The sequence below is a fragment of the Mobiluncus curtisii ATCC 43063 genome, from assembly GCF_000196535.1.
GTDB classification, from domain to species: domain Bacteria; phylum Actinomycetota; class Actinomycetes; order Actinomycetales; family Actinomycetaceae; genus Mobiluncus; species Mobiluncus curtisii.
Window position 1 is genome coordinate 114,830 of record NC_014246.1, and the last position, 25,849, is coordinate 140,678.

The 25,849-nt window shown below is 57.5% G+C and carries 15 protein-coding genes; 5 read left to right on the plus strand and 10 right to left on the minus strand.

What is annotated here, in order from left to right:
- Nucleotides 1-138 precede the first annotated feature (138 nt).
- The 4 genes from HMPREF0573_RS00545 to HMPREF0573_RS00560 are packed head-to-tail and all read left to right on the plus strand — an operon-like array spanning nt 139 to nt 10,796.
- Nucleotides 139-7,233, plus strand: a complete 7,095-nt coding sequence (locus HMPREF0573_RS00545; RefSeq protein WP_013188586.1) for a DUF5979 domain-containing protein — start codon at nt 139-141, stop codon at nt 7,231-7,233.
- A 13-nt stretch (nt 7,234-7,246) separates the two neighbouring features.
- Nucleotides 7,247-8,746, plus strand: a complete 1,500-nt coding sequence (locus HMPREF0573_RS00550; protein ID WP_013188587.1) for a SpaH/EbpB family LPXTG-anchored major pilin — start codon at nt 7,247-7,249, stop codon at nt 8,744-8,746.
- A 56-nt stretch (nt 8,747-8,802) separates the two neighbouring features.
- The gene (locus HMPREF0573_RS00555; protein WP_004008113.1) at nt 8,803-9,774 is read left to right on the plus strand and encodes a class C sortase; all 972 of its coding nucleotides are present in this window, start codon (nt 8,803-8,805) and stop codon (nt 9,772-9,774) included.
- The gene (locus HMPREF0573_RS00560; protein ID WP_013188589.1) at nt 9,759-10,796 is read left to right on the plus strand and encodes an isopeptide-forming domain-containing protein; all 1,038 of its coding nucleotides are present in this window, start codon (nt 9,759-9,761) and stop codon (nt 10,794-10,796) included. The genes HMPREF0573_RS00555 and HMPREF0573_RS00560 overlap by 16 nt, the downstream gene beginning before the upstream one ends.
- Here the strand turns inward: HMPREF0573_RS00560 and HMPREF0573_RS00565 are convergent.
- The 8 genes from HMPREF0573_RS00565 to sucC all read right to left on the minus strand — a co-directional run bounded on the left by HMPREF0573_RS00565 (nt 10,753) and on the right by sucC (nt 20,803).
- Nucleotides 10,753-11,970: an NADP-dependent isocitrate dehydrogenase gene (locus tag HMPREF0573_RS00565; RefSeq protein ID WP_013188590.1), complete on the minus strand. Its 1,218-nt coding sequence runs from the start codon at nt 11,968-11,970 to the stop codon at nt 10,753-10,755. The genes HMPREF0573_RS00560 and HMPREF0573_RS00565 overlap by 44 nt on opposite strands.
- Nucleotides 11,971-12,094: 124 nt before the next feature.
- Nucleotides 12,095-13,996 (minus strand): AMP-dependent synthetase/ligase, encoded by a 1,902-nt coding sequence (locus tag HMPREF0573_RS00570; RefSeq protein ID WP_004009845.1) that lies wholly within the window; start codon nt 13,994-13,996, stop codon nt 12,095-12,097.
- A 51-nt stretch (nt 13,997-14,047) separates the two neighbouring features.
- The gene (locus HMPREF0573_RS00575; protein ID WP_004009846.1) at nt 14,048-14,407 is read right to left on the minus strand and encodes a hypothetical protein; all 360 of its coding nucleotides are present in this window, start codon (nt 14,405-14,407) and stop codon (nt 14,048-14,050) included.
- A 90-nt stretch (nt 14,408-14,497) separates the two neighbouring features.
- Nucleotides 14,498-16,342, minus strand: a complete 1,845-nt coding sequence (locus tag HMPREF0573_RS00580; protein ID WP_013188591.1) for a bifunctional phosphoribosylaminoimidazolecarboxamide formyltransferase/inosine monophosphate cyclohydrolase — start codon at nt 16,340-16,342, stop codon at nt 14,498-14,500.
- Between the two features lie 112 nt (nt 16,343-16,454).
- Nucleotides 16,455-17,099: a phosphoribosylglycinamide formyltransferase gene (gene purN / locus HMPREF0573_RS00585; RefSeq protein WP_013188592.1), complete on the minus strand. Its 645-nt coding sequence runs from the start codon at nt 17,097-17,099 to the stop codon at nt 16,455-16,457.
- Nucleotides 17,096-18,508: a cell division protein PerM gene (locus HMPREF0573_RS00590; protein ID WP_236589571.1), complete on the minus strand. Its 1,413-nt coding sequence runs from the start codon at nt 18,506-18,508 to the stop codon at nt 17,096-17,098. The genes purN and HMPREF0573_RS00590 overlap by 4 nt, the downstream gene beginning before the upstream one ends.
- 195 nt (nt 18,509-18,703) lie before the next feature.
- Entirely contained in the window at nt 18,704-19,627 is a 924-nt protein-coding gene (gene sucD, locus HMPREF0573_RS00595) for a succinate--CoA ligase subunit alpha (RefSeq protein ID WP_004009850.1), read from the minus strand.
- Nucleotides 19,628-19,642: 15 nt separating this feature from the next.
- Nucleotides 19,643-20,803: an ADP-forming succinate--CoA ligase subunit beta gene (gene sucC, locus HMPREF0573_RS00600; RefSeq protein ID WP_013188594.1), complete on the minus strand. Its 1,161-nt coding sequence runs from the start codon at nt 20,801-20,803 to the stop codon at nt 19,643-19,645.
- Between the two features lie 164 nt (nt 20,804-20,967).
- Here sucC and ppk2 point away from each other — a divergent pair, with 164 nt between their 5' ends.
- Complete coding sequence (gene ppk2, locus HMPREF0573_RS00605) at nt 20,968-21,951, plus strand: polyphosphate kinase 2 (protein ID WP_013188596.1); 984 nt, start codon at nt 20,968-20,970, stop codon at nt 21,949-21,951.
- Between the two features lie 42 nt (nt 21,952-21,993).
- Here the strand turns inward: ppk2 and HMPREF0573_RS00610 are convergent, their stop codons facing one another.
- Together HMPREF0573_RS00610 and HMPREF0573_RS00615 are read right to left on the minus strand one after the other, a co-directional pair.
- Nucleotides 21,994-24,627, minus strand: coding sequence for an ATP-dependent helicase (locus tag HMPREF0573_RS00610; protein ID WP_013188597.1), 2,634 nt, complete (start codon nt 24,625-24,627; stop codon nt 21,994-21,996).
- Nucleotides 24,624-25,760, minus strand: coding sequence for a sialidase family protein (locus HMPREF0573_RS00615; protein WP_013188598.1), 1,137 nt, complete (start codon nt 25,758-25,760; stop codon nt 24,624-24,626). Before HMPREF0573_RS00615 ends, HMPREF0573_RS00610 begins: the two co-directional genes overlap by 4 nt.
- Nucleotides 25,761-25,849 lie beyond the last annotated feature (89 nt).

Here is a 25,849-nt window from a genome sequence, read left to right on the forward strand (position 1 = left end):
ATATCAGGGGAAATTGCCGGGAAGGCTAAAAGCCCAGGTAAATACCCGATGTATGGTGTGAATAGAGAAATAGCGCGTCCTGACGGTATGGATGAAGAATAAAGGCTTGAAAGCCGCTACGGAATCAGGGTGGGGACAATGATAAACCGGGTAATAGTGCAAAAAGCTCTGGCGATAATCGCCACTTTCGCCTTGCTGATAGGTACAGTACAGCTAGTTTCCATGATGGTGCGACCCACACCGGCCGATGCATCTACAAACACCCAGAACATTCCGCCGGACTACGGTCCCCTCGGCGACGCCGAAAATGATCCCTGGACCACGAACTTCCCACGCCCCGACAATGTCGAACATGCCCCCGAATTGACTAATAACCGCGTTGCTTTGGTGTTTAACTTCGAGCCGAGCTACGCCTGGGAAACCATGGGCGGAGCCTATTTCAGTTACAAAGACGGCAAACCCTACCGCAACTTTGATCAGTCCAATCAAATCATTCAGATGCTCAGCCACCTGCGGGGCGCTCCGGTCTCGGTCGGGGTCTACACTTTCCACCGGGCTCGTTCTGCTAACGGGGTATCCCCCAATAACACCCCGAACTTGAAAGCGACTTCCCTGGAGAACAAAGACGGTTTTGACAAGGTCGTCGCCAAGTTGCGTACCTTGGACGCCACCGATGGGGAAGGCTATCGGATGAAGGCTGAGGACGGCTCGAACTTCGAGTGGGGACTAAAGCAAATCCGCAACGATATGGATGCCTATGCGCAGGAATATCAAGCCAAGCACGGAACTGCGCCCTCCCAGCCCCTGTATAACAACATCATCGTGTTCACCACCGGACTGGGATATTGCTACGGCGATCCCAGCAATGAGAAATGCCGACCGGTGTTGGACAGGTTAAATGCCGAAAACGCCGCGTACGATGAAGCCAAAGCGATTGCCGACAAGGGCGCCCACGTGAACTTTTTAGCTATGGGACCGTCCTATTACAATGATGGCCGACGGAAAGACTTCCTCACCAAATTAGCTGGGAAAGCCGGCGGCAATATCACCGTCATCAAACATAATCTGAACGGCTACGGAACTAAAACCTCGAATACCCTGCTGAACTACGACTGGTATCACTTCCAGGACCCCCGGAATATGGACTCTGACTGGTACAACAAACCGACCAATAAGAAAGATGCTGCCCAGCGGGAAGCAATCCGAAAAGCCTGTAACCAATTTGACCCCTCTACCGGTCCGGAACCGACGGGCAATCCGTACGACTTAGCTGAACAACGCTGCAATCACGTGCGGGATGGAAAGTTTGCTGAAACCGTCGAGGACTACCTGTTTAGAGACAAAGGTCTGGAGATTACTGCGGATGCGGTGGATGAAAACTTGGTGTTCCAACACCCCATTGCGAACACCGACTTTGAAATCATCGGTGGCAGGAAACTGTCTACCGGCACGGACGGCATCGTTGAAAAACCCACCAGGGGTGAGCGCAGCCTGCAAATTGTGCCTCGACCAAATCAGGAAAAGTACGCCCTGACCCGCCTCCGGCTGCCGAATGACAAATACTCCCCGGAAAAACTGCCCCGAGAGGCTAACGCCCGGTGCGTAGGTTTCTCCAGCCGCAAAGATCCGTTTACTTTTGCCCCGGCAGATGCCACGGGTACAAATACCCGCGGCGGGATTTCCCTCGCGCAAGCCGACTTCGATAAGTACACCTATATTAAATGTGGGTTCTATCACCGCCTCCTGCAAGAATCCGTGCTGCGTAAATCCGTGAAAGTCAGCAATGAGCAAATCCGCTTTGACGTGCTGAAATCCAAGTTTAAAGTGGCGTGGAGTTGTAAGGATCCCTACGCTGTTACAGACCCCCAGCAGCCTTTTGTAAAAGATTCCAGAGAATTGGTGTTGGCAAAACAAAATACCAGCGGTCCCGACGTCACCCTGAACACTGAATATACTTTCCCCGATATACCCATCGGCACTAAGGGTCGGGATGACGTGCACCGTCTGCCGGTTGGCGCCACGTGCCAGGTGGACAGCTCCGTGAAGTATCCGCATCGCTGTTACGGCAGGGATCAGTCCGCTAGTTGCCCTGAGCCGTGGAAAAAAGCCGACTGGGATAACCTGATGACCGTCCAGGATACCCTGGATCACTCGCAATACTTTGAGGTCAAAGAAACCAAACCTGTTGCCCCAGCCGCCAACGGCTACGACTACAGCTTTACCGCCTCCGGGGAGCAGTTGACCAAGCCGGAGTTCGCGGCTCCTACCGAGAAATCCATCTTGGAGTCACTAACCACTTTCACCTCGAAGAAAGCCTCGGTGAAGTTAAAGGTCGAGCTCACCAACAAAAGTAACGATCCCGCATTTTCGAGCCTAACTAAGCCAGGGAAAGTGCCGGTTTACTACAACTGCCGCTATATGGGTGACCCGACTCGCCCGCCGGAGATTCCCGAATCCGGCGCTGCCGCGATGCCCGGTTATGTGGAACTCGGCGCGGTAGATGTGCCTACCAACGATACTGATTACTACGAGCTGGGGATTAAACGTGACCCCACTACCCATGAGCCGATATTGGATAAAGCCGGTCACACCATTCCGACCTGGCCGGTCGGCACCCACTGCCTGTTCACTTCCCTGCCCCCGAAAGGCGCACCCGGAACCGCAACAACCCACCCGTGGAGCGTAGAGGGCTTTAACATCATCGACAGCTACTCCTCCAACGTGTGCGCCAGTGATTGGAAGGATAAGGGCACTGCGGAGAAAAAGTGTACCAATAACTATTTCTGGGTTCATTCCGGGGGACAGAAATCCATTACGCTCCAGCAGGACCTAGTACGGAAGAATGCGCAGATAACCTTCACCAAGACCGTGAGCGGGGACGCAGAATTGGTGGGGCGTGAACAAACATTTAAGGAAAACCTCAGCTGTACGCATAATGGCGCGAACATCCACACCGGTACCGCGAGCTTTATCGCACAAGCGGACGTGCCCGTCACGGTCACGGTTCCGGCAGCTGCCAAATGTAGCGTTACCGAAGAGAATTTGACCGGTGTGCCGAATGCCATCACCGTCACTAAACCGGGGCAAAAGACTTTCGGTCCGATTACGGATACAACCACTCCGGTTCCGGTTACGACCGATACCAAATTCACGTATAAAACTGTCAAGAAACAGATACAGCACGTTTCCAGCTTTGATACCACTGTCTCTGACCAGGACCTGCAAGATGCTTTGCAGAGTCTGACCAAGAAGGTTACTGCTACCTGCACGAAGCCGGGAGTCGCAAAGCCTGAGGTTATTGAAACGAGTATTAACGGTGACGGCACGGTCGATTTGGGAACCCTTCCCATAGGCACGACCTGTACCTATGCCACGGAGATACCGGGATTACCAGATTTGACGAAAGCGACCGGCGCAAACGGAGCCCCACGCTATCCTGACGCCAATCGGGTCATCACCTCTACCACGGTGGAATCCCCTAACGTGACTTTGGATGGGGCTCCCGCAAAAATTACCACCACTTATAAGCTGCAAACTGCTGGCAATATCACCTTGCACACCGAATCCGGGGACACCCTGCCCTACGCCTCCCTCAAGTCCGGACTGCCCGGAAACTACAACTACACCATTAACTGCGGGAATGGCGAAATAAATGTGACCTTGACTCGCGACGGTGGCGTCAAAGAACTATCCGGGAACACGCAGATTCCCGCAAACGCCCGGTGCACCCTGACCCAGATCACGAACGATGACCCGAGACTGACCCGGATTACCAAAATGACCCCCTCTAACGGCTACACCGTCAAGCATACGTCGAGCGATACCGGCAATCCCGTACTCACGTTTACTTCCCCCACTGCGAGCGGTAGCTTGAGTATCAACATTGTCAACAACTATGCGGTGGCATATACACAGCTGATGCTCTCGACCACCACGGACGTGAAAACTTCTGCCGATACCGACTCAGCAGCCAACATTAACGTACCTGCGAAGTGGAAGAAAGCCCTGTTCATCCACAAAACGGATACCGGAGCCACCACGGGCGACTACAAGGCTCGTGCCAAACTGGTGTGTACCAGCGGGTCGGACAAATACACCATCGCCGGCGACTTTACGGTGAATGAGGACGGCTGGCGACTGCCCAACCCGCTGACGGTGCCGGTGGGCTGGAGCTGCCAGATTGACCTCAAACAGCCACGGTTTAAGATTCCCGGCGCTGACCTGGTGGGTGCTGACGGCAAGGCACTCAACGCCGATGCCCCCTCGGGAGCCAACTTTACGTGGAACGCCGTGGGCGGTTCCGGAACAGATGCCACCCAGAGCGGTTTAACCGGCAAGGTGGTCACCCGAGCTGGAAGTGCTGCTGATGCCAACAGCCTGACACTGCATATCCCCTACCGGATGCAGCTGGGTTCGTTTAACCTTAAGAAAAAGGTCGGCGGCGAAGGCACGTCGATGATTCCGGGAAATCACCAGTTCAAGGTCGATTATTCCTGCACGCTAAACGGGGTAAAGATTCCGATACCCGCTGCCCGCACTATCAAGGGTAAGCAGGACGTTACTGCCACGTTAGGCAACGACCTCAACGACCGACTCGCGGATTTGGCAGACCAGCAGAGCATCAAGATGGGACGGTTCGAGCAAGGTGAATGGCACCCGATTGACGCCCTGCCCGCCGGTGCCGTCTGCGCGGTATCCGAAGATTCGACCGTAGCCGAGCGTCCGCACTCCAAGTGGGACAACTATTGGGAGCTGAATGAGGGGTTCCGTTCCCGCGAACCGATTGTGTCCAACTGCGAAACGAAAGGCACTGACCTGTGCAGCTACCAGACTGCCACTTCGAAAGCCATCGCCCTGGTGAAACTGCCACGCGACGCTGGAACCAAGAAAAACGAATTCTGGTCGGATAAAGACAATCCCGCCGGTTCCACCAACCCGATCGTGCCCAAGATACTGCCGGAAAACTTTGCGGGCACGATGGTGCCGTGGAACAACTACACGTTTGAAAAGACCCGCGTAAAGGTAAATCTAAAGATAGACGGTAACGGGAAACGCCTGGGCGAGGGCAAAGCAGTCTCCTTGCGTTTGTACTGCAAACCACCCACCCTGGTGGCGAACGGAGTCACGATTCCAAACGCCGGTAACGCTGCCGCTATCTATAACACCACGCTGAAACTAACCCCCAGTAAGGCTGACCCCTACACGGCTACCGCCGTGTCGGACGTGTTCGTGCCGGTGGACTATAACTGTGTGCTGGCAGAAATCCGACCGGAGTCCTATGACGCTACGGTGGACTACCAGCTGCACCGAGTGAGTTCGGATACCTCCACCAGTTTGACCGATGATATTCCCGCTGATGCCACCGACCCCCTGGCGACCCTGAAAGATCATTTAGCGACCCTATTTGGGGACATTGATGTCAACGGTGGTACCGCAGACGGCGTAACATACGCGGCGGATGAAAACCTGGTGCCGGCACAAAACGAAGGCATTCTCAAGGGCTTCCGGGTACATCCCGACTACGTTTCGGCACAGGGAGGCGAGCAAAAGTACACGGTTTTCGACCTCACCAACACCTACATCCGTCCCGAAGCAAACCTGAGGGTCACTGCCCTGGTGGACACGACGACGCCAAGCACCACGTACCAAGAAAACGTCGGTTCGAAGCTCACCATTGCGGGATACCAGGTCAACTACACCTGCACCGATGCTTACCTGCGGAATCCGGCTCAGCCGCCCGCCACCGAGGACACCCCGGTGACATACACCGGCACCGTGAACGTGGACAGTTCCGGTCACGCTGTTCAGGTCCAGCGGAATGCTGAGACAGAGGGGATTCTGCCTGCCACGGCTACCTGCGCTTTCACGCTGAAAAACGCCGACACTACCGACCCGATAGCCAACTACCCGACTTTACGTCACCGGCTGGGCGCAGACTGGCGCGAAGACACTGTGACCAGTGACCCGACACCCAGCACGAAGAAAGTCTCGGCGGAACAATTCCAGTCCGAATACATGGACGATAAATACCCCTGCCCAACTGAAACTGACCCGGATCAGCAATGCTCGACCCAGAAATCTGATTTGACCCAGTATCAGCACGCGAAAGGCGTGACCCTCGATCCGACGGGCAAGAATCAGACCACCATCACTTTTACGAACACCTACCTGGTGCAAAAGGCCGATATTGGGGTCGTGGCGTATCCGCAAGGCGACCGCGCTGAGCGGCTGCTGGCAAAGGACACGACAAAGTACCCCTATACCTACCGCTGTACCTATCCGACGCTGCCGGTCACGTATCCAGAAACGGGAAGTCTGCAGTATGAATACACCAGCGCCTCCCCCGTCGCGGTAGGCGACGCCAAGGCTGCCCAGTTGGCTCGCGCAATCGTGCCAGTAGACACCAAATGCACCATTGTCCCCCAACCGCCCTCGGCAGATTTGAGCAGCCTGACAAATAAGGGTCTGACACACCTGACCTCGCTGATGACACCGCCACGGGAACAGCTGCTAGACCCTGCCACCGGAACGCCCCGCACCGCACCGAAGTTTAGTGACGTGCTCACCGCCGAAGGCAACGTGGAATGGTCGGCAGCTAACCGCGCGGAGGTACCCTCGGCGGGTTTCCCGATGAATGCTGGCGACGACCCGCGCGTGGTGCTGCACACGATTTATCGAGACAAGGCAAAAGTCCAGGTCCGCAAGGTGGATAAGGATTTCCAGACAGCAATCGATACCGGGGCTAAGTTCAAGATTTACCCCGTCGACACGAACGGTCAGCCAGATTTAAATCAAGGCATCGAGGTAAGCGCGCAAACGGACGTGAACGGCAACACAATACCCGGCGTATTCACGGCCACGCTGGCACCCGGCGGGTATGCGCTGGAGGAAACCAAGTCCGGGATGGGCGAAATGCTGCCGACCTATTGGAATTTCACGGTCAGTCCTCAGAATCACCTCGATAGCAACCGGAAATTCGACCCGTACACCGACTTTGGTCAGGACCTCGAGGTCAAATTGGCAGGCTATGTCTCCCACACCGGGATGGTAGCCGTGCGGACCCCCGCAAACGATACCCAGCCGTGGTCTATTGATGTGGCGGAGGTTTCCTCCGGATATTTGCCCAAGACCGGTGGGGCACGTCTCTGGATTGAGCTGACGGGACTGCTGATTCTGGCAGGTGGGCTCGCCCTGACTTACCGACGCAAGACTTTACTCAAAGAAAACCATTAATAAACACAGGAAGATGAGGTTAGTTAATATGAAATCCATAGGAATACCCATTTGGCGTCGCACTGTGGCGATTTTTGCCACCGGAGCGGTCGCCCTGCTGGGGGCTGCGGGAATGCTCAACGCGCCGGTCGCCTCCGCCGCAGCGATTAACGGTAACGCTACCGGCTCAATCACGGTGCACGCTCTGACTATGCCCACCGGCGGTCGGACGGCAACCCCCACTGGTATGGAAACGACTCCGTTACCGGCAGGTGCAACGGCAATCGAAAACGCCACCTTTAAACTCGAGAAATCCAACATTGACATCACCACCAATGCTGGATATTCGAGTGCCCTCGGATTGACAGCAAAAAATTTCGGCGCCCTGGATCCGACCTTCGCGGCACAAACCGGCAAGACTACAACAGACGGTACCCATAAATTCCAGGGTCTAAAGCCGGGCGTGTATCGACTCACGCAGACTGCTGCCCCGGAGGGGAAAACCCTGATGGCTCCGGCGGTCGTGTTTGTCCCCATGACGGATCCAGCCAACACTGCCAACTGGGTGTATGACATCCATGTCTATCCCAAGAATGGGGATGCCAGCAAGATTAAAAAGACGGACATTACTCCGGCAGGTACTCCTATCACGGTCGGTTCCACAATGACTTGGCAAATGGACGTGCCGATTCCAGATATCGACACCAACGACACCTTCGCGACGTTTAAGGTGCAGGATTTGCCGACCAATATGAAAGCTACAATCGTCTCCTCCGTTACCATCGACCCCGAACACGCGAATACCGGTTTGACTGCTGGCAATGCCAATGACTACACCGTGGCTACTGACTCACCGACCGCTAACCAGCTGGAGGTCACCTTTACCGCTAATGGTCTAACTAAAATTAACGCTGCCAAGGGCAAAACCATGCGTTTGATTGTCAAAACCGAAGTGTTGAACTCGGTCAATACTACCGACGGGGTCACCAACGCCGCGAAGGCTATCTACACCACGGCAAACGGCGGCGGCGGCGAAACGACTATTGTGTCCGATCCGGATAACCCTGCCAAGACCACTTTCGGCAAGCTAAAGATTTTGAACGAAAACGCTACCGGCACCAAACTTTCCGGAGCGAAGTTTAAAATCTACCAGTGCGCGGGCGACCCGTTGGGCACCAAAACGACCGGGAACGCGCTGACCATCGGCGCCAACAGTGAGTTCGAGATTACCGATGCCGCTAACGGTGTGATCGTCGGTCCGCTGGGCGCCACTGAGGGAGAGCTCTGCCTGGTCCAGACCAAGGCACCCGATGGCTACCAGCAGCTGGCTGGTCCACAAAAGTTCGAATTCACTAAGGCGAAGATTACCGGCGCCGCTGGCAACACCTTAGAGGTGACGGTAAAGAACACCTCCACCAGCTCCATTACCGGTTTGCTGCCAAATACCGGTGGCAAGGGCATCATCCTGTTCGTCATCGTCGGTTTGGTGCTGTTGGGTGGAGCTGCCGTCTATATGCGTCGCCAGCGCTCCTAAGCGCGCTCACCCGCAGTACCGGGATTAAACTCAACTAGCCGAAAGGAGGGGTAAACGTGAGCGGAAAGAACACTGTAGTGTTGGCGCCACGCTCGGTCGCGAACGCACCAAAACATATCAACGTCGTCCACTCACGCCCCCGCCTGTGGATTCCTGTGCTGTTGACCATCATCGGGATAGGGGTACTGCTCTACCCGGTGGTGGCAACAAACTTCAACAATTATGTGCAGCACCGCCACACCCTGACCTACAGCGAACAAATCGAACAGAGCCGACCCGAGGTACTGGACGAAATGCTCGCGAAAGCCGAGGAATACAACCGAAGCATCCCCGGCACCCCCGTGCTGGACCCGTGGATGGCGCGCGTGTCCAAGAACAACTATCCCTATCAGGGGTATCTGCACCAGCTGGACCTGCTGCCCGAGATGGGACGCCTGATTATCCCCAAAGCGCGGGTCGACCTGCCGATTTATCACGGTTCCGAAGTGGAGACTCTGGAGCGCGGGATTGGTCACCTCTACGGTTCGTCCCTGCCGGTGGGCGGAAATGACACCCACGCCGTGTTGACCGGACACACCGGACTGCCCACCGCGACCCTGCTGGACCACCTGGTAGACGTGGAAAAAGGCGATTTGATGTTCCTGGACGTGATGGGACGCAAGATGGCTTACCGGGTTTACGACATCCGCGTGGTGAAACCCGACGAAATAAAGACCCTCAAAGTCCAGGGCGGACGCGACCTGCTGACGGTCTTGACCTGCACCCCTTATGGAATCAACTCCCACCGCCTGCTGGTCACCGGGGAACGCACCACCCTGCCCCCCGAGGACTTCCCCGCGGTGCAGGCTCCGCTGCAGACCTTGTCTTGGTGGATGTGGGTGCTGGTCGCTATCGCCACCGCGGCAGGAGTGCTGGCAATAGTGTGGGTGTGGGGGCAACTACGTCGGCGAAGAAACGAAAACTTTAAAGGTGACGCACCGCGTGAAACCGAAAAAACCAGGGAGATGAAGTCATGGAAACGAAACTGAAAATGCGCCTGACCGCGCTGGGGGCAGGATTTGCGCTGGCTCTCAGCCTGGGTGCCGTGCCCGCCCTGGCCAGCAACGAAGAGGACCACATTCATGCCGTCACCGGCACCACCACCGGGTTGAACGTAAACGCCATTGCTGGCTCCCAGACCGGCACTATTGAAGTGCATCTGACCCGCAAGAACCCCAATGATGACCCGAAAAACCCGACCGTACCCAACGGGTCCACCGCAAACTACACGGTAAAAATTTCGAAAGTAAAAGACGTCGCCACCACCGGGACAGGCGTGGATTACCGCAAGTTGGCACAGCTGACTGTCACCCAAGCGCGCAAAAAAGGCTTGGAAAGCCCCCAAACCGGCACCACGAACTACGCCGGTGTGGTGGAGTTTAAGAACTTAGCACTGGGCGTGTACCTCATCGAGTCCACCCCACCAAACACACCTAACACGAACTTCCTGAAGTTCTGCCCCTCCCTGGTGACTCTACCCTACGGCGACACGTCGTCTGGCAGCCCCAAATGGAGTTACGGACTGGGACTGGTGCCAAAACCGGTAGCGACCGCAGCGCCTCAGCCCGGAGGCGGCACTGGCGGTGGCGGAGGTACGCCTGGATTCGCTCCCACGCCCAGCCAGAGCGCCACCCCCAGTCAGAGCCCGAAACCCAGCGTTAGCCCGGTTCCCTCCCCCAGCAATACCCCGCTGCCAAAGCTGCCGAAAGGGGTCGACCCGAACCGAGTCACCGACCCTTATGACATCCCCGGCTGGATTTACGACCCAAAGACGAACACCTACATTCCCAACCCGGACGACCCGCGGGTGGCTGGCACTTGGGAAGAATGGGGTCTGACCCCGCCCAGTCAGTCGCTGCCCGGCAAAGTCGCCGGTGCGCTGGCAAAGACTGGGGTGCAGATAGCCGGAGCCATGACGCTCAGCGCCGGGCTGATTGTGGTGGGGCTGGTGCTGATGCGCCGGCGCTCTAACTCAAGCGAGCCTGCAGGTTCTGATCCAGGACGTTCATGAATTCGTCGCTGGTCAACCACGGGGTATCCCCGCCGACCAGCAGCGCCAAGTCTTTGGTCATCTGACCGCCCTCGACAGTTTTTACGATGACGTCCTCGAGGGTCTCGGCGAACTCAATGACCGCCGGGGTGTTATCGAGCTTGCCGCGATGCGCCAGCCCGCGCGTCCAGGCATAGATGGAAGCAATCGGATTCGTAGAGGTCTGTTCCCCCCGCTGCCAAGCCCGATAGTGGCGCGTCACCGTGCCGTGCGCTGCCTCTGCCTCAACGGTGCGCCCATCCGGGGTCATCAGCACAGAAGTCATCAACCCCAGCGAGCCGAAGCCCTGCGCCACCGTGTCGGATTGGACGTCGCCGTCATAGTTCTTGCACGCCCACAGGTAGCCGCCGTGCCACTTGAGAGAACTGGCGACCATGTCATCAATCAAACGATGCTCATAGAGCAAACCGGCAGATTCAAACTTGGCTTTAAATTCGGATTCATAGACTTCGGCAAAAATGTCTTTGAACGCCCCGTCGTAGGCTTTCAAAATTGTGTTCTTGGTCGAGAGATACACCGGGTATTTCCGTGCCAGGGCATAGTTAAAGCAGGCATGGGCGAAATCGCGGATGGAGTCGTTAAAGTTGTACATGCCCATGGCGACACCGCCCGCCTCGGGCATGTGAATAATCTCGTGCTCGATGGGCTTGCTGCCGTCGTCAGGCACCCAGCTCAACATAATCTTGCCAGCACCGGGAACCTTAAAGTCCGTCGCCTTGTACTGGTCACCAAACGCATGCCGCGCCACCACAATCGGCTTGTCCCACCCCTTGACCAAACGCGGCACGTTTTGCATGATGATTGGCTCACGGAAGATGACCCCACCCAAAATGTTGCGGATAGTGCCGTTGGGGGACTTCCACATTTTCTTTAGCCCGAACTCCTCTACGCGGGCTTCATCAGGGGTGATGGTGGCGCATTTCACGCCCACCCCGTACTTCTTAATGGCGTTGGCGGAATCAATCGTGACCTGGTCCTCAGTCCGGTCGCGATTTTCGATACCCAAGTCGTAGTACTTCAGGTCCACGTCCAGGTAAGGCAAGATGAGTTTTTCGCGAATTTGTTGCCAAATAATGCGGGTCATCTCATCGCCATCGAGTTCGACCACCGGATTTTCCACTTTGATTTTCGCCATTTTTACTCCTTGTAGAGGTCAATTTTCCGGGCTTGGCGCCACTATCGAAATTTTACTCGATATCGAGATAAATTTCCAGGAAATTGCCCCCCAGGGTGGGAGCACCGGGTTCGATTCGGCAGTCTTACTTCACCAGTTTATCGGCGTAAAGTTCCTCGATTTCGGCAGCAAAAGCCTCGGCGACCTGCTTGCGCTTGACTTTCATCGACGGGGTCAGCAGACCGTTTTCGACGGTAAAGGCGGTCGGCAAGACCTTGAACTTACGGATGGACTCGGCGCGAGACACCCGAGCGTTTACCCGTTCCACCGCTCGTGAAATTGCCTGCAACACCTGGGGATTCTTGGAAGCAGTCAGCGGGTCCATCGTAGGCATACCGTGGTTCTTTAGCCAGGTCGGCAACATATCCGCATCCAGAGTAATCAGGGCAGACACGAACGGCATTCCCTCGCCTACCACCACTACTTCGTTAATCAAGGCATACTGGCGCAGCGGGTCTTCCAACACGGAAGGCGCCACGTTCTTTCCCCCGGCGGTGACGATAATGTCCTTGGCGCGCCCGGTGATCCGGACGAAGCCATCCTGGTCGATAGTCGCCAAGTCACCGGTCTTAAACCAGCCGTTTTCAAAAGCTGCCGCAGTTTGTTCTGGATTGTTATGGTAGCGATGGAAAATCGCGGGACTCTTTGCCAGCAGCTCTCCGGTGGGAGAAATTTTCAGGTCAGTAGCGGCAACGGCGGGACCAACCGTGCCAATGCGGTTGGTCCTTAGGTTGTTAAAGCACAGGGGCGCACAGGTCTCGGTCAAGCCGTAGCCTTCCAGCACCGGCATTCCGATGCCGCGGAAGAAATGCCCCAGTTCTTCGCTCAACGGCGCTCCGCCACAAATCACGAACTTGAGGTTTGGACCAAACAGAGACAAAATCCGGCGGTAAACCAGTTGGCAATAGACCAGACGTTTCGCCCGCAGCCGCCGGTTGGGTCCCTCGGGGGTATCCAAAGCGCGCGAATACGCCTCGGCGACTTTCACCGACCGTGAGAACAAGATTCGCGAAATCCGGTGCGCTCGGGCTTGAACCTGAGCCGTGTTGTAGATCTTTTCCAGTACCCGGGGCACCACCATCGCATAAGACGGGGCGAATTCTTGCAGATCCGTAATCAGGTTGCGGATATTGGGAGCATGCCCCAGGGTGCCCGCGCCCCAAAGCTGGAGGAACTGCAGATACTGAGCCAAAACGTGCGCCAAAGGCAAGAACACCAGCAGCCGAGAGGACGGATACCCTGCGACTTCCGGCATCCACCTCATGCCGTTCGCCAGCAACTCAATCCAGTTCCCGTGCGTCAGCTCCACACCTTTGGGCTTTCCGGCAGTCCCGGACGTATAAATAATCGTGGCAATATCGTCGATAGTCACCGCGCGGGAAAGCTCGTCAACCTGAAAATCGGGAACGTCCATCCCGGCTTTCTTAATCCTGACCACCGCGGAATCTTCCAGGCACAACACGTGTTTCAAGCTGCGACCGCAATCCCGTTTCGAGCTGACCAGCTCACGCATTGCGTTCGTTTCGCACACCACCAATGCCGGGTCAGCGTCCTCCAGAATCCACGCGATTTGTTCCGCGGAATCCGTCTCATAGATGGGAACCACCACCAGTCCGGCGCAAAATCCCGCGTATTCCAACAGCATCCAGTCATACGAGGTGTGCCCCATGATAGAGAACCGATCTCCGGGTTGTAAGCCCATCCCAATCAAGCCGCGCGCGACCGAGTGAACATCTTCGTTAAACTCCACTGCCGTCATCGAACGCCACCCGCCGAGCTCGGTCTTTCGATCCAGCAGTTTCGCGTTGGGCAGGCGACGCACCCGGTCTGCCAGCGTCCAAGGCAAAGTTTGATGCTGTTCAGCGGTAAACAATCGGGGGCAATGCCAGAATCGCTCCCCGTCTATTTCCACCCAGCCAGGCTTATCCATCGGGTTCTGTGCATCGGTGGAAATCTCGTCTCGATTGTTACGTTTTTCATCAGCCATAGGGTTAGCTTACCAACTTTCTGAAATATCCTGCCATTGAGTCATCGCAGTTCACCCTGGTAATACCAGCATCACCAAGGTAATTCCTGTCGCCGCCGCGACCAACATCGTCACGTCAAATATGGTCCCGCGCGCCCGAGTCCACGCGTGGCGGTTGGTCAGGCGAAACACTGCCAGTGCCAATAAAACCACCACTAAACCCCAAACTGCCGCTTGCCACCATCCAATCACGGAACACACCAACAGAGCCACTACCGCTGCCCCCAACAGCAGCACCTGAACCCGGCTGGGGGCATCAAACGGATGCGGAGCCGAGTCAGGCACCAAAGTGGGCTGATCAGGCGTCACGGAGTCCAACGCCTGCCAGTCCGGCGCGGCAGGTTCGGGAGCTTGCGGGTTTGGCGTGTTCAAAAGGTTCCCTTGACGTTTTCTGAAGTCGGTTACGGTTTCGAAGTCACGGCGGGACCAGCCATCGCCAGATTACCGGTCCCGCCAGCACGTCTAGTGGAAGAAGTGACGCACCCCGGTGGTAAACATCGCGACCCCGGCCTTTTCACACACGTCGATAGTTTCCTGGTCGCGGATAGAACCGCCGGGCTGCACGATAGCTTTCACACCTGCGTTGATGAGAATCTGTGGCCCATCGGCAAACGGGAAGAACGCATCGGACGCCGCGACAGCGCCCCGAGCTCGCTCGGGCGGAGCAGCCACTGCCAAGTCTTCAGCCCGCGCTCCCCCGGCGGTATCGCTCTGGCTCGCGGCGGCGTCTCCAGTCTCCCGTCCACCCAGGGTGTTGGCGCGTTCCACCGCCAGTTTGCAGGAATCCACCCGGTTGACCTGACCCATGCCGATACCAACCGTCGCACCGTCATGTGCCAAGAGAATAGCGTTAGACTTCGTGGCGCGGATAGTCTGCCAAGCAAACTCCAGGTCACGCAGGGTCGCTTCGTCAACGTCAGGACCGCACACTTTGGTCCATCCGCTGGAGCAATCCCCTGACTCCGCCACATCATCACGCTGCTGCGCCAGGTATCCCCCGCTGATTTGACGCACTTCCAGCGCCCCTCGGGCTGGCGGGGTAACGCGTAACACGCGCAGATTTTTCTTGGATGCCAGGGCTTTCACCGCTCCTGGCTCATAGGCGGGAGCCAGCACCACTTCGGTGAAAATCGGGGCAATCTGTTTCGCCAGTTCCACCGTCACCGGACGGTTTACCGCAATCACCCCACCGAAAGCACTGACCGGATCGCAGGCGTGAGCTTTACGATGCGCGGTCGCGACGTCAGCGGCTACCGCAATCCCGCACGGATTGGCGTGTTTGATAATCGCCACACAGGGCTCAGCGTGGTCATAAGCTGCCCGAATCGCCGCGTCCCCGTCCGTGTAGTTGTTAAACGACATTTCCTTGCCATGCAGCTGAATCGCGTTGGCGATGCCGGGAGCCGGCTTGGAGTGGGGGTCCGAACCTGCCCGGTCGCAAGCCTCAATATCATCCAGCTCGGGGTAATGCGTGCAAGCGGGACAGTTGCATTCTCCCTGTGCATTTTCTTCCATCTGGTCCGCAGTCTGTTCCAAATCAACGTAGAGCGCCGCGGACTGATGGGGGTTTTCGCCATAGCGCAGGGAGGCAATCCGGTCCCCGGAAAGTTCCACCCATTCCGGCATCGCAGAATCCTCATCCGACTCGTCTGCCGAGTCCAGCTCCCCGACGTTCTCCATCGCGAAACGAGTCATCTGGTCATCAAGCCAAGTGGCGATAGCAGCATCATATTCAGCGGTATGCGCGAAAGCTTGCGACGCCAAGAGCCTGCGTTCGTGCAGGTCAAAGCCACCTGCCTGGACCGCTTCGATAACGGCGTCATAAGTGTAGGGCGACACCACGACCGCCACTGAAGGGTGGTTCTTGGCGGCGGCACGCACCATGGAAGGCCCGCCGATGTCGATTTGTTCCACGCAGGCATCGAAGTCAGCGCCGCTGGCTACCGTATCCTCAAAGGGGTAAAGGTTGCACACCACCAGGTCAATCGGCTCGACCTGCAAATCTTGCAACTGCTTGACGTGGTCAGGTTTGCGCCGATCCGCGAGGATACCGGCGTGGATGTGCGGGTGCAGAGTCTTAACCCGACCTTCCAAGCATTCCGGAAAACCCGTCACATCCTCTACCGGGGTAACTGGCAGACCCGCGGCTGCAATCTTTTTTGCGGTGGAGCCGGTGGAAATGATTTGCACGCCAGCTTCGACCAGAGCCTGTGCCAGCTGTTCCAGTCCGGTTTTGTCCCACACGCTAATCAAAGCCCGTTTGACAGGAATCTGAGTATCCTTGTTCCGATTTGTCGTTTCCGCCACCTTGTCTTGCCTTCCTTAATTTGGATTATTGCTTTTTTCTAAAAATCAACAGTTAATTGGGCGTTTTCGGCTCTTGAACGCAATCCCGTCGCCAGAAACCCGCGGTTTAATCCTAGTCACTTTCAAAACCGGCACGAACTTCGTCAATCCACCAGCCGTGCTGCACCATCCGCCCCACGCTGGCGACCAGCTGAGCACGTTCGGCAACTTTGATTCTCTCGGTCAAGGTTTCCAGGTCGTCATCACCATGGACGGGAACCGCCACCTGAGCCAGAATCGGACCGGTGTCCATACCTGGATCAACGATAAACAGCGTCGCCCCCGCCAGCTTCACACCGGCTCGCAGAGCATCGCGCGGACCGTGGATGCCCACGAAAGAAGGCAGCAGTGAATTGTGGGTGTTGACCACGCGGGAAGGCCACTGGGCTAAGAATTTCGGACCTAAAATTTTCAGGAATCCGGCACTGACGATTAAGTCCGGCTCCCAGGATTGCACCGCTGCCGTGAAAGCGACATCCCAGGATTCCCGGTCAGGAAAGTCCCCCAAACAGACCGTAGCGGTGGGAATTCCTCGTGATTGTGCCCAGCGCAGTCCCTCAGCAGTGTCCCGGTCAGAGACAACCCCGACTATTTCCGCACCGTAAGCCGCGTTAGTGGTCGCCGTATAGAGCGCCTGCAGATTAGTGCCGACTCCGGAAATCAGCACCACCAAACGGGTGGGGCGATCATCGGGCAGCGTAAAGACTCGCTTCGTCATAAGTCGATTCTAGCAGTGGGCAGAGCCTGCGGATTCTTGCCCGAGACTCGCACCGCGAAGCGCCGAGTGGCTTCGCGTGTCCAGGGGTGGTTCAGCAGGGCAGTCACCACAAAAGGTACCCCCCAAGCCAGCACTCCCGCATAGAGGGTCGAGCCGAGGGGACCCACGTTGACCAAGCGACCCGGACCTAGTGAACCGCTAACGAACCACACGATGAGCAGCCCTCCCAGCAGCAATCCTGCCAGAAACAAGGCGAGGGACAACGCGGTGTCAGCCAGTTCGAGCTGGTGACGTCCACCCAGGTAGAGCCCCAAACCAATGGCTAACAACACCGGAAAGATTAGAGGCCACCACCCTACCGGTCCGTCCGGGAGCCACGCCAGCACGGGTACCGGGGGCAAGTCTCCCCCAATGACCTGACCAGGAGAAAACACTGTCCCCTGCCCCAAGGTAATCCCCGGACCGGTAATCCACGCTGCTCCCCACACCAGCAAGGTCGGCAGGTATGCCAGGATAGCCAAGACCATCGCGACAGAACCCAAAGCGTCCGGCTTGAGACCAATCCAGATAGTGCGCATCTGCTCCCAGCCGGTAAACATACCCGCTACCAGGAAAATCGCGGAGAGAACCATGCCCCCTCGAGCCAACACGCGCAGGCAGCGACCTGCCAGACTCAGCCAAGGCCACGGCTCGCCTTCAGGGAAAAACGCGGTCAGATTCCACCAGGTCTGATGCCTGGCGACGGCAAAGAACACCACTGCAGCAAAGCACAGCGAAAAAATGACCGCACGCCACACCACCAGGGAAATCGCGGCAAAACACAAACACCCCCAGCAGGGAATCAGGAAAGCCGCCAGCCCCCAACCCAAAGCCGCGGGATTCGACGGTTTCGCCGTCCGCAAACTCGCTGCCAACAGCAACCCCATCAGCAAGGTGAACCCCCACGGGGTGAGGGAAAACCGCATAGTTTCGCTGGAAAACTCAGCGCGGAACGCAACCGCGAAAATAGCGTTACCCACCGCCAGCGCATCACTCCACTTCGTGCCTTTTTCCGAAGGAGTAGTGGCAGAAGGCGTCCACACCGCAATCGCCAACAGCACCAGCACCGCCCAGCTAATCGCCCACGCCTGAAACCCCAACCACAGTGAGCGCCAAGTTCCGGCAGGGAACAGTTCGGCGCGGGTTGGTTTGTGGAAAACCGCACGGAATGCCGAGCGGAAGTCGGGATGGCGGAAAGATTCTGCCGTGTTCAACCCCGCAGTGCCGGTTGCGGGTGCCGGCAAACCGGAACCTACCTCGCTGGAATCGACCGGCAGGGTTTGTCCTTCCGGAGCAGTGTTGACGCGACGCTGGCGCCTCCCCGGTCGAGTCGGGGGACGTTGACCGGGACGGTTAGACCGTGCGTCCATAACTCTCCTCCCTGGCGCATTGAGCGCGCCTCGTCCCACCTAAGTATAAGAAACCCTCGGAACTGCGCCGACTTGCCACACCGGTACTCCCCGCCGCGACACCCTTGTGACTCGACCCAATACCCTCGTGAACAGGCAAAAGGGCGCGACCGAAATCAGTTCCGACCGCGCCCCCCTAAAAAAGCTAGGGCAGTCCTATTTGCTCTGCATGATTTCGCGGGCGATGCGCGCGGTTTCGCTCGGAGTCTTACCGACGCGCACCCCCACCGCCTCAAGCGCTTCTTTCTTGGCAGCCGCAGTCCCGGAAGAACCGGAGACGATAGCGCCGGCGTGACCCATAGTCTTGCCTTCGGGCGCGGTGAAGCCCGCTACGTAACCCACCACAGGCTTGGTGACGTGCTCTTTGATGTAGGCGGCTGCGCGCTCCTCTGCGTCACCGCCGATTTCGCCAATCATTACGATGAGCTCAGTTTCGGGATCCTGTTCGAAAGCCTCGAGGGCGTCGATGTGGGTCGTGCCGATTATGGGGTCCCCACCGATACCGATGCAGGTGGTGAAGCCCAAATCGCGCAGTTCATACATCATCTGGTAGGTCAGGGTGCCGGACTTGGACACCAAGCCGAGCTTGCCACGCGGGGTAATGTCGCCGGGAGTGATGCCCACGTTGGACTTGCCGGGGCTGATGATACCGGGGCAGTTCGGACCAATCATGCGCACCCCGTGAGACTTTGCGTAGGCAAAAGCGGCGTTCGTGTCCTGGACGGGAATATGCTCGGTGATGACCACCACCAGCTCCATGCCCGCATCTACCGCCTCAATGATGGCGCCTTTTGCCCCGGCGGGGGGCACAAAAATAACCGAAGTGTTTGCGCCGGTCGCTGCCTTGGCGTCGGCGACCGTACCATACACCGGAACGCTGACGGTACCGCCCTGGACCGAGTCAACCAACGGACCGTAGGGAACGACGTCGAATTCGACGGTGGTTCCGGCCTTTTTCGGGTTCGTGCCGGCGACCACTTTGGTGCCGTAGGCGAGCATTCGGGTCGTGTGCTTGCGACCTTCCGAACCGGTCATGCCCTGGACAATTACTTTGGAGTTTTCATCAAGAAAAATCGACATGGTGGTGCTTCTCCTTTACTTCGCTGCTAGCTGCGCAGCCTTGTCGGCGGCTTCGTCCATCGTTTCCATCATGGTGACCAAGGGGTGATTGGCAGCTTTTAGAATTGCGCGCCCCTCCTCGACCTTGTTGCCGTCCAAGCGCACCACCAGGGGTTTCGTCGCCTGGTCGCCGAGAATCTGGAGCGCACCGATGATGCCGTTGGCGACCTCATCGCAGGCGGTGATACCGCCAAACACGTTGACGAAACAGGATTTCACCTGCGGGTCGGTCAGAATTACATCCAGCCCCTTCGCCATGACCTCAGCCGAAGCGCCGCCGCCGATGTCCAGGAAGTTCGCCGGCTTCGTCCCGTACTTTTCACCGGCGTACGCCACCACATCCAGGGTAGACATGACCAGACCAGCACCGTTACCAATAATGCCGACCTGTCCCTCCAGGCGCACGTAGTTCAACCCGGCCTCCTGAGCCTTGAGTTCGCGCTCGTCAGCCGCCCGCTGGTCGACCAGTTCGGCGTGTTCGGAGTGACGGTACCGGGCGTTGTCGTCCAAAGTGACTTTGCCATCCAGAGCGATAATGTCGCCCTGGGGCGTCGCCACCAGCGGGTTCACTTCCACCAGGGTGGCGTCCTCACCGGTGTAGACATCCCACAGTTTCAGGAAAACCGGCACGACTTTGGCAGCAGTTTCTGGATCAAACCCGGCTTCGTCGGCAATCTGACGCGCCACGGTCACGTCCATGCCGGAAGCAGGAATCGGGACTTTTGCCAGCGCTTCGGGCTTTTCCTTGGCAAGCTGCTCGATTTCCATGCCACCTTCGACCGAGCACATCGCCAGGTTCTGGCGGTTCGCACGGTCCAGCAGAATCGAGAAATAGAACTCTCGGTCGATGTCGGCGCCAGCCACCACCATCACGCGATAAACCGTATGACCCTTGATGTTCATACCCAAAATCGCCTGGGCGTTGGCTGCGGCCTCCTCTACGCTGCGAGCCAGCTTTACGCCACCCGCCTTACCGCGACCGCCCGTCTTAACCTGGGCTTTTACCACTGCCAGCGGAACCTCCAAGGCGGTGAAAGCAGCCTTGGCCTCCTCCACAGTGCTTGCGACTTTACCCGGCAAAACCGGAACTCCGTGTTTATTAAACAGGTCACGCGCCTGGTACTCGTAGAGGTCCACGCTGTTCCTTTCGGTCTAGAAATTATGTCTCGACATCGAGATATTTCTAGTGTATCGAAAAATATCAGATTTTCCACTCCGATAATTACCGCCCCGTCCTGCAATTTCCGTCTATGCTGGAGGTATATCTCTGTAGGGCGTTAGCGTAGCAAAGGAGCGTCGCCATGCAAAACCACGATAACCCGGACAAGCTCTCGACGGCTAAACCGGAACCACCTCTCAAAGTTCCCAATAAAATCTATGAAACTGAGCTGTACCGCCTACAAACTGAACTGGCAAAGCTACAGCGATGGGTGAAACAAACCGGAGCTCGCATCGTGGTCATCTTCGAAGGTCGCGACGCTGCCGGAAAAGGCGGCACCATCAAACGCCTGACCGAGTACCTTTCCCCGCGTGTCGCCCGAGTCGTGGCGCTGCCCACTCCTACGGAACGCGAAAAAACCCAGTGGTATTTCCAGCGCTACATTTCTCACCTGCCTGCCGCCGGAGAAATCGTAATTTTTGACCGCTCGTGGTACAACCGTGCCGGAGTCGAAAAGGTCATGGGCTTCGCCACCCCCATTCAGGTGCAAAAGTTTATGCAGCAGTGCCCGACCTTTGAACGGATGCTGGTCGAGGACGGTATCATGCTGCGCAAATACTGGTTCTCGGTATCCGACAAAGTGCAGTACGAGCGGTTTTCCCGGCGTTTACACGATCCCTTGCGCCAGTGGAAACTCTCGCCCATGGACTTGGAGTCCATCACCCGGTGGGAGGACTATTCACGAGCAAAAGACGAAATGCTGGTGCATACCGACACGACGGAATGCCCTTGGTATCAGGTCTCCTCTGACTCCAAGAAAGCCGCCCGGCTGAATATGATTGCCCACTTCCTGTCCACTATTCCCTATACGGACCTGCCCAGCGATACTGCCCCCATTACCTTGCCCGCACGTCCACCCTCGAGCGGATACGTGCGCACGTCGTTTGAGACGGTACGTTCGGCGCCCAATCATGCCGCCGAGGTGGTGGCACGTGCCAAATCCGGCAAAATCCCATTCGTGACGTTGGACGCCTTGCCGGAAGGGACAGAACCGCCGACCGCGGGCAATCCCGCGCAGGGAGTCAATAACAAACCCAAAAAGAAGAAAAAGAAAAAGAAAAAGTAGCTGAACTTTACGGCAGACCGGCACCCCACCGGTCTGCACCGTTTAATCCACCGGAGTGAGCGGGGCAAAGTTCAACAGCAGCCGCTTGGCAGCACCCGTGCGGAACTTCACGGTGGCAATAGTGCCTTTACCTTGCCCCTCCAAGCCGGTAACCTTGCCCTCCCCGTAAATATCGTGATGGACCCGCTGACCGACGTGAAGTTCAGGAATCTTGCCTGCCGGTTTCGCTTTCGCTTTTTTCGCCGGTGCAGCCGCCGAGTCCTTGCCGCCCGCCAAGTCGCGTGCCGTGGTGAGCCCTATCCGCGAGTTGGCGAACTTGCCGCCGAACGCGGAGCTCGACCCTCGTGACCCGGAGGATTGCCGAGCGCCATGGTACGTGCCGTAGCCGCCCGAGACTCCCCCGCGTCCGCCACGCCCGCCGTAACCATAGGCGGAGCTGGTCGGTTCACCGTAGCCACGGGATGCCAACCCGCCGAAATAGTCCACAGTGGTGGCTTCGCGCCGGTTATCCACCAGTTCGGCAGGGATGTCATCCAAGAAACGCGAAGCCGGCATAGTTACCGTCTCACCAAACACCGTACGGGCGGCGCAACGCGTCAGATACAGCCGCTGGCGCGCCCTCGTGACCGCCACATAAGCCAACCGACGTTCCTCCGCGATGTCCTGAGGACTCTCCAAAGAACGCGAATGCGGGAACAGACCGTCCTCCATCCCGGTCACGAACACGGTGTTGAACTCCAGTCCTTTCGCGGTATGCACCGTCATCAAAGTCACCTCCGGAGGCGCAGCGGGGTGTACCGGGTCAGCAGGGCGTTCAGGCTGGCCGGCGGTGTCAGGAAGCTGATCGGCGTCAGCGACCAAGGAAATCCGCTCCAAGAAATCCGCCAGGCGGGCATCGGGCTCGGAAAGGGAAAAATCCTGCGCCACGTTACGCAGCTCCGCCAGGTTCTCCACCCGCGCATCGTCCTGAGGGTCATTGGATTTCCGCAATTTCGGCAGGTAGCCGCTGTCCTCCAGGGCCGTGTCCAAGATTTCGTCCAGGGGGGCGCCCGCCGCGTCTAAAGCGCGCATCGCGTCCAAAACGCCCACGAACTCGGTAATCCCTGCGCTGGCTTTCGCGCTCAAGTCGCCGTGATGGGTTCCCCCCGGCAGGAACTGGCGCAGAGCCTGACCAAAATCGAGATTTTCACTCAGTGAAACCTCCCGGATGGTCTGCACCGCTTTGTCTCCCAAACCGCGTTTCGGTTCGTTCAGCACCCGCAGCAGGTTTCCGTCATCGGCAGGGTTCGCCGCGGCGCACAGGTAAGCGATAGCGTCTTTAATTTCGCGCCGGTCATAGAACTTAGTGCCGCCCACGACCCGGTACGGAATGCCTTCCCGCGTCAGCATTTCTTCCAGAGAACGCGACTGGGCATTGGTCCGGTAAAACACCGCGAATTCGTCCCAAGATGAGCCTTCCTGACGCAGCTTTTGCAGCTCGCGGACGATGAAAGCGGCCTCGTCCCGGTCGGTGTCAGCCGCGTACAGTACCGCCTGCATGCCCTGCCCGGCGTCAGTCCACAGATTCTTTTTCCGCCGCCCCTCGTTTTCCGAAATAATCGCGTTGGCGACCGACAAAATCGTGCCGGTAGAACGGTAATTTTGTTCCAAATAAACCGTGGTGGCGCCGGGGAAATCCGACTCAAATTCTTCAATGTTACGGATAGTCGCGCCGCGGAAGGCATAAATTGATTGATCCGAGTCCCCCACTACCGTCAGCTCGGCAGGAGGCTGGGCATCGCCCGTCGCGCCCACCGTGAGCAAGCGTATCAGCTCATATTGCGCCGGGTTCGTGTCCTGGTATTCATCGACCAAAACATGACGGAATTTGGCTCGATAGCGTGCCAAAATATCGGGATGTGCTTTCCACAGATAGACCGTGGACGCAATGAGGTCGTCAAAGTCGAACGCGTTGGCGCGACGCAGCAGCTGCTGGTACTCGGTATAGATTTCCGCCGTGAGCTGGCTCATTTTGTCAACCCCCGCACCGAGAGCAAAGACTTCGGGGGTGATGAGTTCATTTTTGGCTTGGGAAATTTTGGCAGCAAAAGACTTCGGGGGGAAACGTTTCGGGTCCAAACCTCGCCCTTTAATGATGCGATTCAGCAGGGCTTTCGTGTCGGCGGTGTCATAGATTGAAAAGGACCGGGTCACCCCCAGGGTGTCCGCCTCAGCACGTAAAATCCGCACGCAAGCGCTGTGGAAAGTCGACACCCACATGTATTTCGCGGCGTTGCCGACCAGGGATTCGACGCGCTGACGCATCTCCGCGGCCGCCTTATTGGTGAAAGTAATCGCCAGGACTTCCCAAGGGCGGATTCGTTCGGTCGCCAACAGCCACGCAATCCGTCGGGTCAGCACGCGGGTCTTGCCCGAGCCGGCTCCTGCCATGACCAGAAGCGGACCGGACTCGTGGGTCACCGCGGCGTGCTGTTCCGGGTTCAGACCGTCCACGATTGCCGCAACTTTGCGCGTCCGCCAGTCCTCGCGCTGCGCCGCGTCCGCCTCGGACCAGCCTGCAAAATCAGAGGTAGCATCGGGAGTTTCAAAATGCGCGACCGCTCCGCGCGGCAAGACTGCCGACACGGGAATCTCGCCACCAGAACCTTCTGCGAGGGAAGAAAACAAATCATTCATGCTTGGTGAACCCACTGTTCCGCTAGTGCATCAATGTTACCGAGTTTAGAGAAAGGCAAGACTTCACAGACCACACCGTCAGCGCCCTCGAAGGCGATGGCAAACTTGGCTTGGTCTGCCATTGAAACAATGTCGAGAGCACCGTAGGTTTGCACATCGAACATCTCGGCTTCTCGAAATGACTTGGCACCATCGGTAGACAGCATCAACACGGTACAGTCTCCTTGATCCGTGGTGCGTTCACCGATGTAGCTGAACACGTCCGCATGCGGAGTGCCCGGGCAAGCTCCGTGAAACACTTCTTCCAACGGACTCATGATGTTAATCAGCCGAGAATCTGTCGCGGCAGCGGGCTGTCCAAACGTGCGACCGGCATCGGCTGATTTCGCCCACGTTTTTACCGTCGAACCTTGGGTCTTCATCAACAGCATGACTTCAGTTCCGTCACTGTTGGACACCGCCGTGCAATAATCCACGTTTGCTCCCACCGGAGACGACGCCCACCAGCTGGCGCCATGGTCATCCGAGCCGATAAACACGGCTTTACGATCCCCCGATTCGTCCACGATTACTCCCGCGTGACACAGGCGCTGCGCCCATTGTCCGCTCGTCAGCTGCGTGCCCCGCCCGCGCGGGATATACGCCATCGAAAAGTCCCGACCGGCAATAATCATGGAAGTAATATCTTGGTGTTCCCAGCTCAGACCATCGTCATCGGTCCACGCCACAAAGAGTGCCGTTTGCGCCTGCCGCAAGTCCCAATCCGGCACCAGGGAACGGGTATAAAAACAAAACATGCGCCCGGTCACGCAGTCATGCAGGAACGAGGGGACATGAAATCCGAAAAATTCCTGCGGGTTGCCTGCTGCCAAAGTGCGGGGTTCTTCCCAGGTCAGACCGTTGTCAAAAGACCGTGACAGCCGCAGACTGGTCGGGCACAGCCGACGGTAATGAGGTTCCTCTAAGCTGGCAGATTTCGCTTTGGCTTGCTCCATCCGGGCTGAGGCGGCGCACTCGGAGGGCAGTGCCTCCCAAATCATCAGCAGCACTCGGCTGGAAGTGCGCGCAATAGCGGGATAGCGCGCCTGCATGAAGCCTGCTGAAGCGTGCGGGGCTACCACGGTGCGCTGCATGATTGTTCCTTTTCTGACCCGAAAATAATTGCGCCTTTACGTTATCATCTCGCAGCCGTTTGCTTCACCTTCGGTAAGCGCTCCGCAGG

What these genes read in the sequence shown, in the direction of transcription:
- HMPREF0573_RS00560 (WP_013188589.1), top strand. Translation starts at nt 9,759, where the DNA reads ATGGAAACGAAACTGAAAATGCGCCTGACCGCGCTGGGGGCAGGATTT.
- HMPREF0573_RS00545 (WP_013188586.1), top strand. Translation starts at nt 139, where the DNA reads ATGATAAACCGGGTAATAGTGCAAAAAGCTCTGGCGATAATCGCCACT.
- HMPREF0573_RS00610 (WP_013188597.1), bottom strand. Translation starts at nt 24,627, where the DNA reads ATGAATGATTTGTTTTCTTCCCTCGCAGAAGGTTCTGGTGGCGAGATT.
- HMPREF0573_RS00615 (WP_013188598.1), bottom strand. Translation starts at nt 25,760, where the DNA reads ATGCAGCGCACCGTGGTAGCCCCGCACGCTTCAGCAGGCTTCATGCAG.
- sucD (WP_004009850.1), bottom strand. Translation starts at nt 19,627, where the DNA reads ATGTCGATTTTTCTTGATGAAAACTCCAAAGTAATTGTCCAGGGCATG.
- HMPREF0573_RS00590 (WP_236589571.1), bottom strand. Translation starts at nt 18,508, where the DNA reads ATGGACGCACGGTCTAACCGTCCCGGTCAACGTCCCCCGACTCGACCG.
- HMPREF0573_RS00550 (WP_013188587.1), top strand. Translation starts at nt 7,247, where the DNA reads ATGAGGTTAGTTAATATGAAATCCATAGGAATACCCATTTGGCGTCGC.
- HMPREF0573_RS00570 (WP_004009845.1), bottom strand. Translation starts at nt 13,996, where the DNA reads ATGGCTGATGAAAAACGTAACAATCGAGACGAGATTTCCACCGATGCA.
- ppk2 (WP_013188596.1), top strand. Translation starts at nt 20,968, where the DNA reads ATGCAAAACCACGATAACCCGGACAAGCTCTCGACGGCTAAACCGGAA.
- HMPREF0573_RS00565 (WP_013188590.1), bottom strand. Translation starts at nt 11,970, where the DNA reads ATGGCGAAAATCAAAGTGGAAAATCCGGTGGTCGAACTCGATGGCGAT.
- purN (WP_013188592.1), bottom strand. Translation starts at nt 17,099, where the DNA reads ATGACGAAGCGAGTCTTTACGCTGCCCGATGATCGCCCCACCCGTTTG.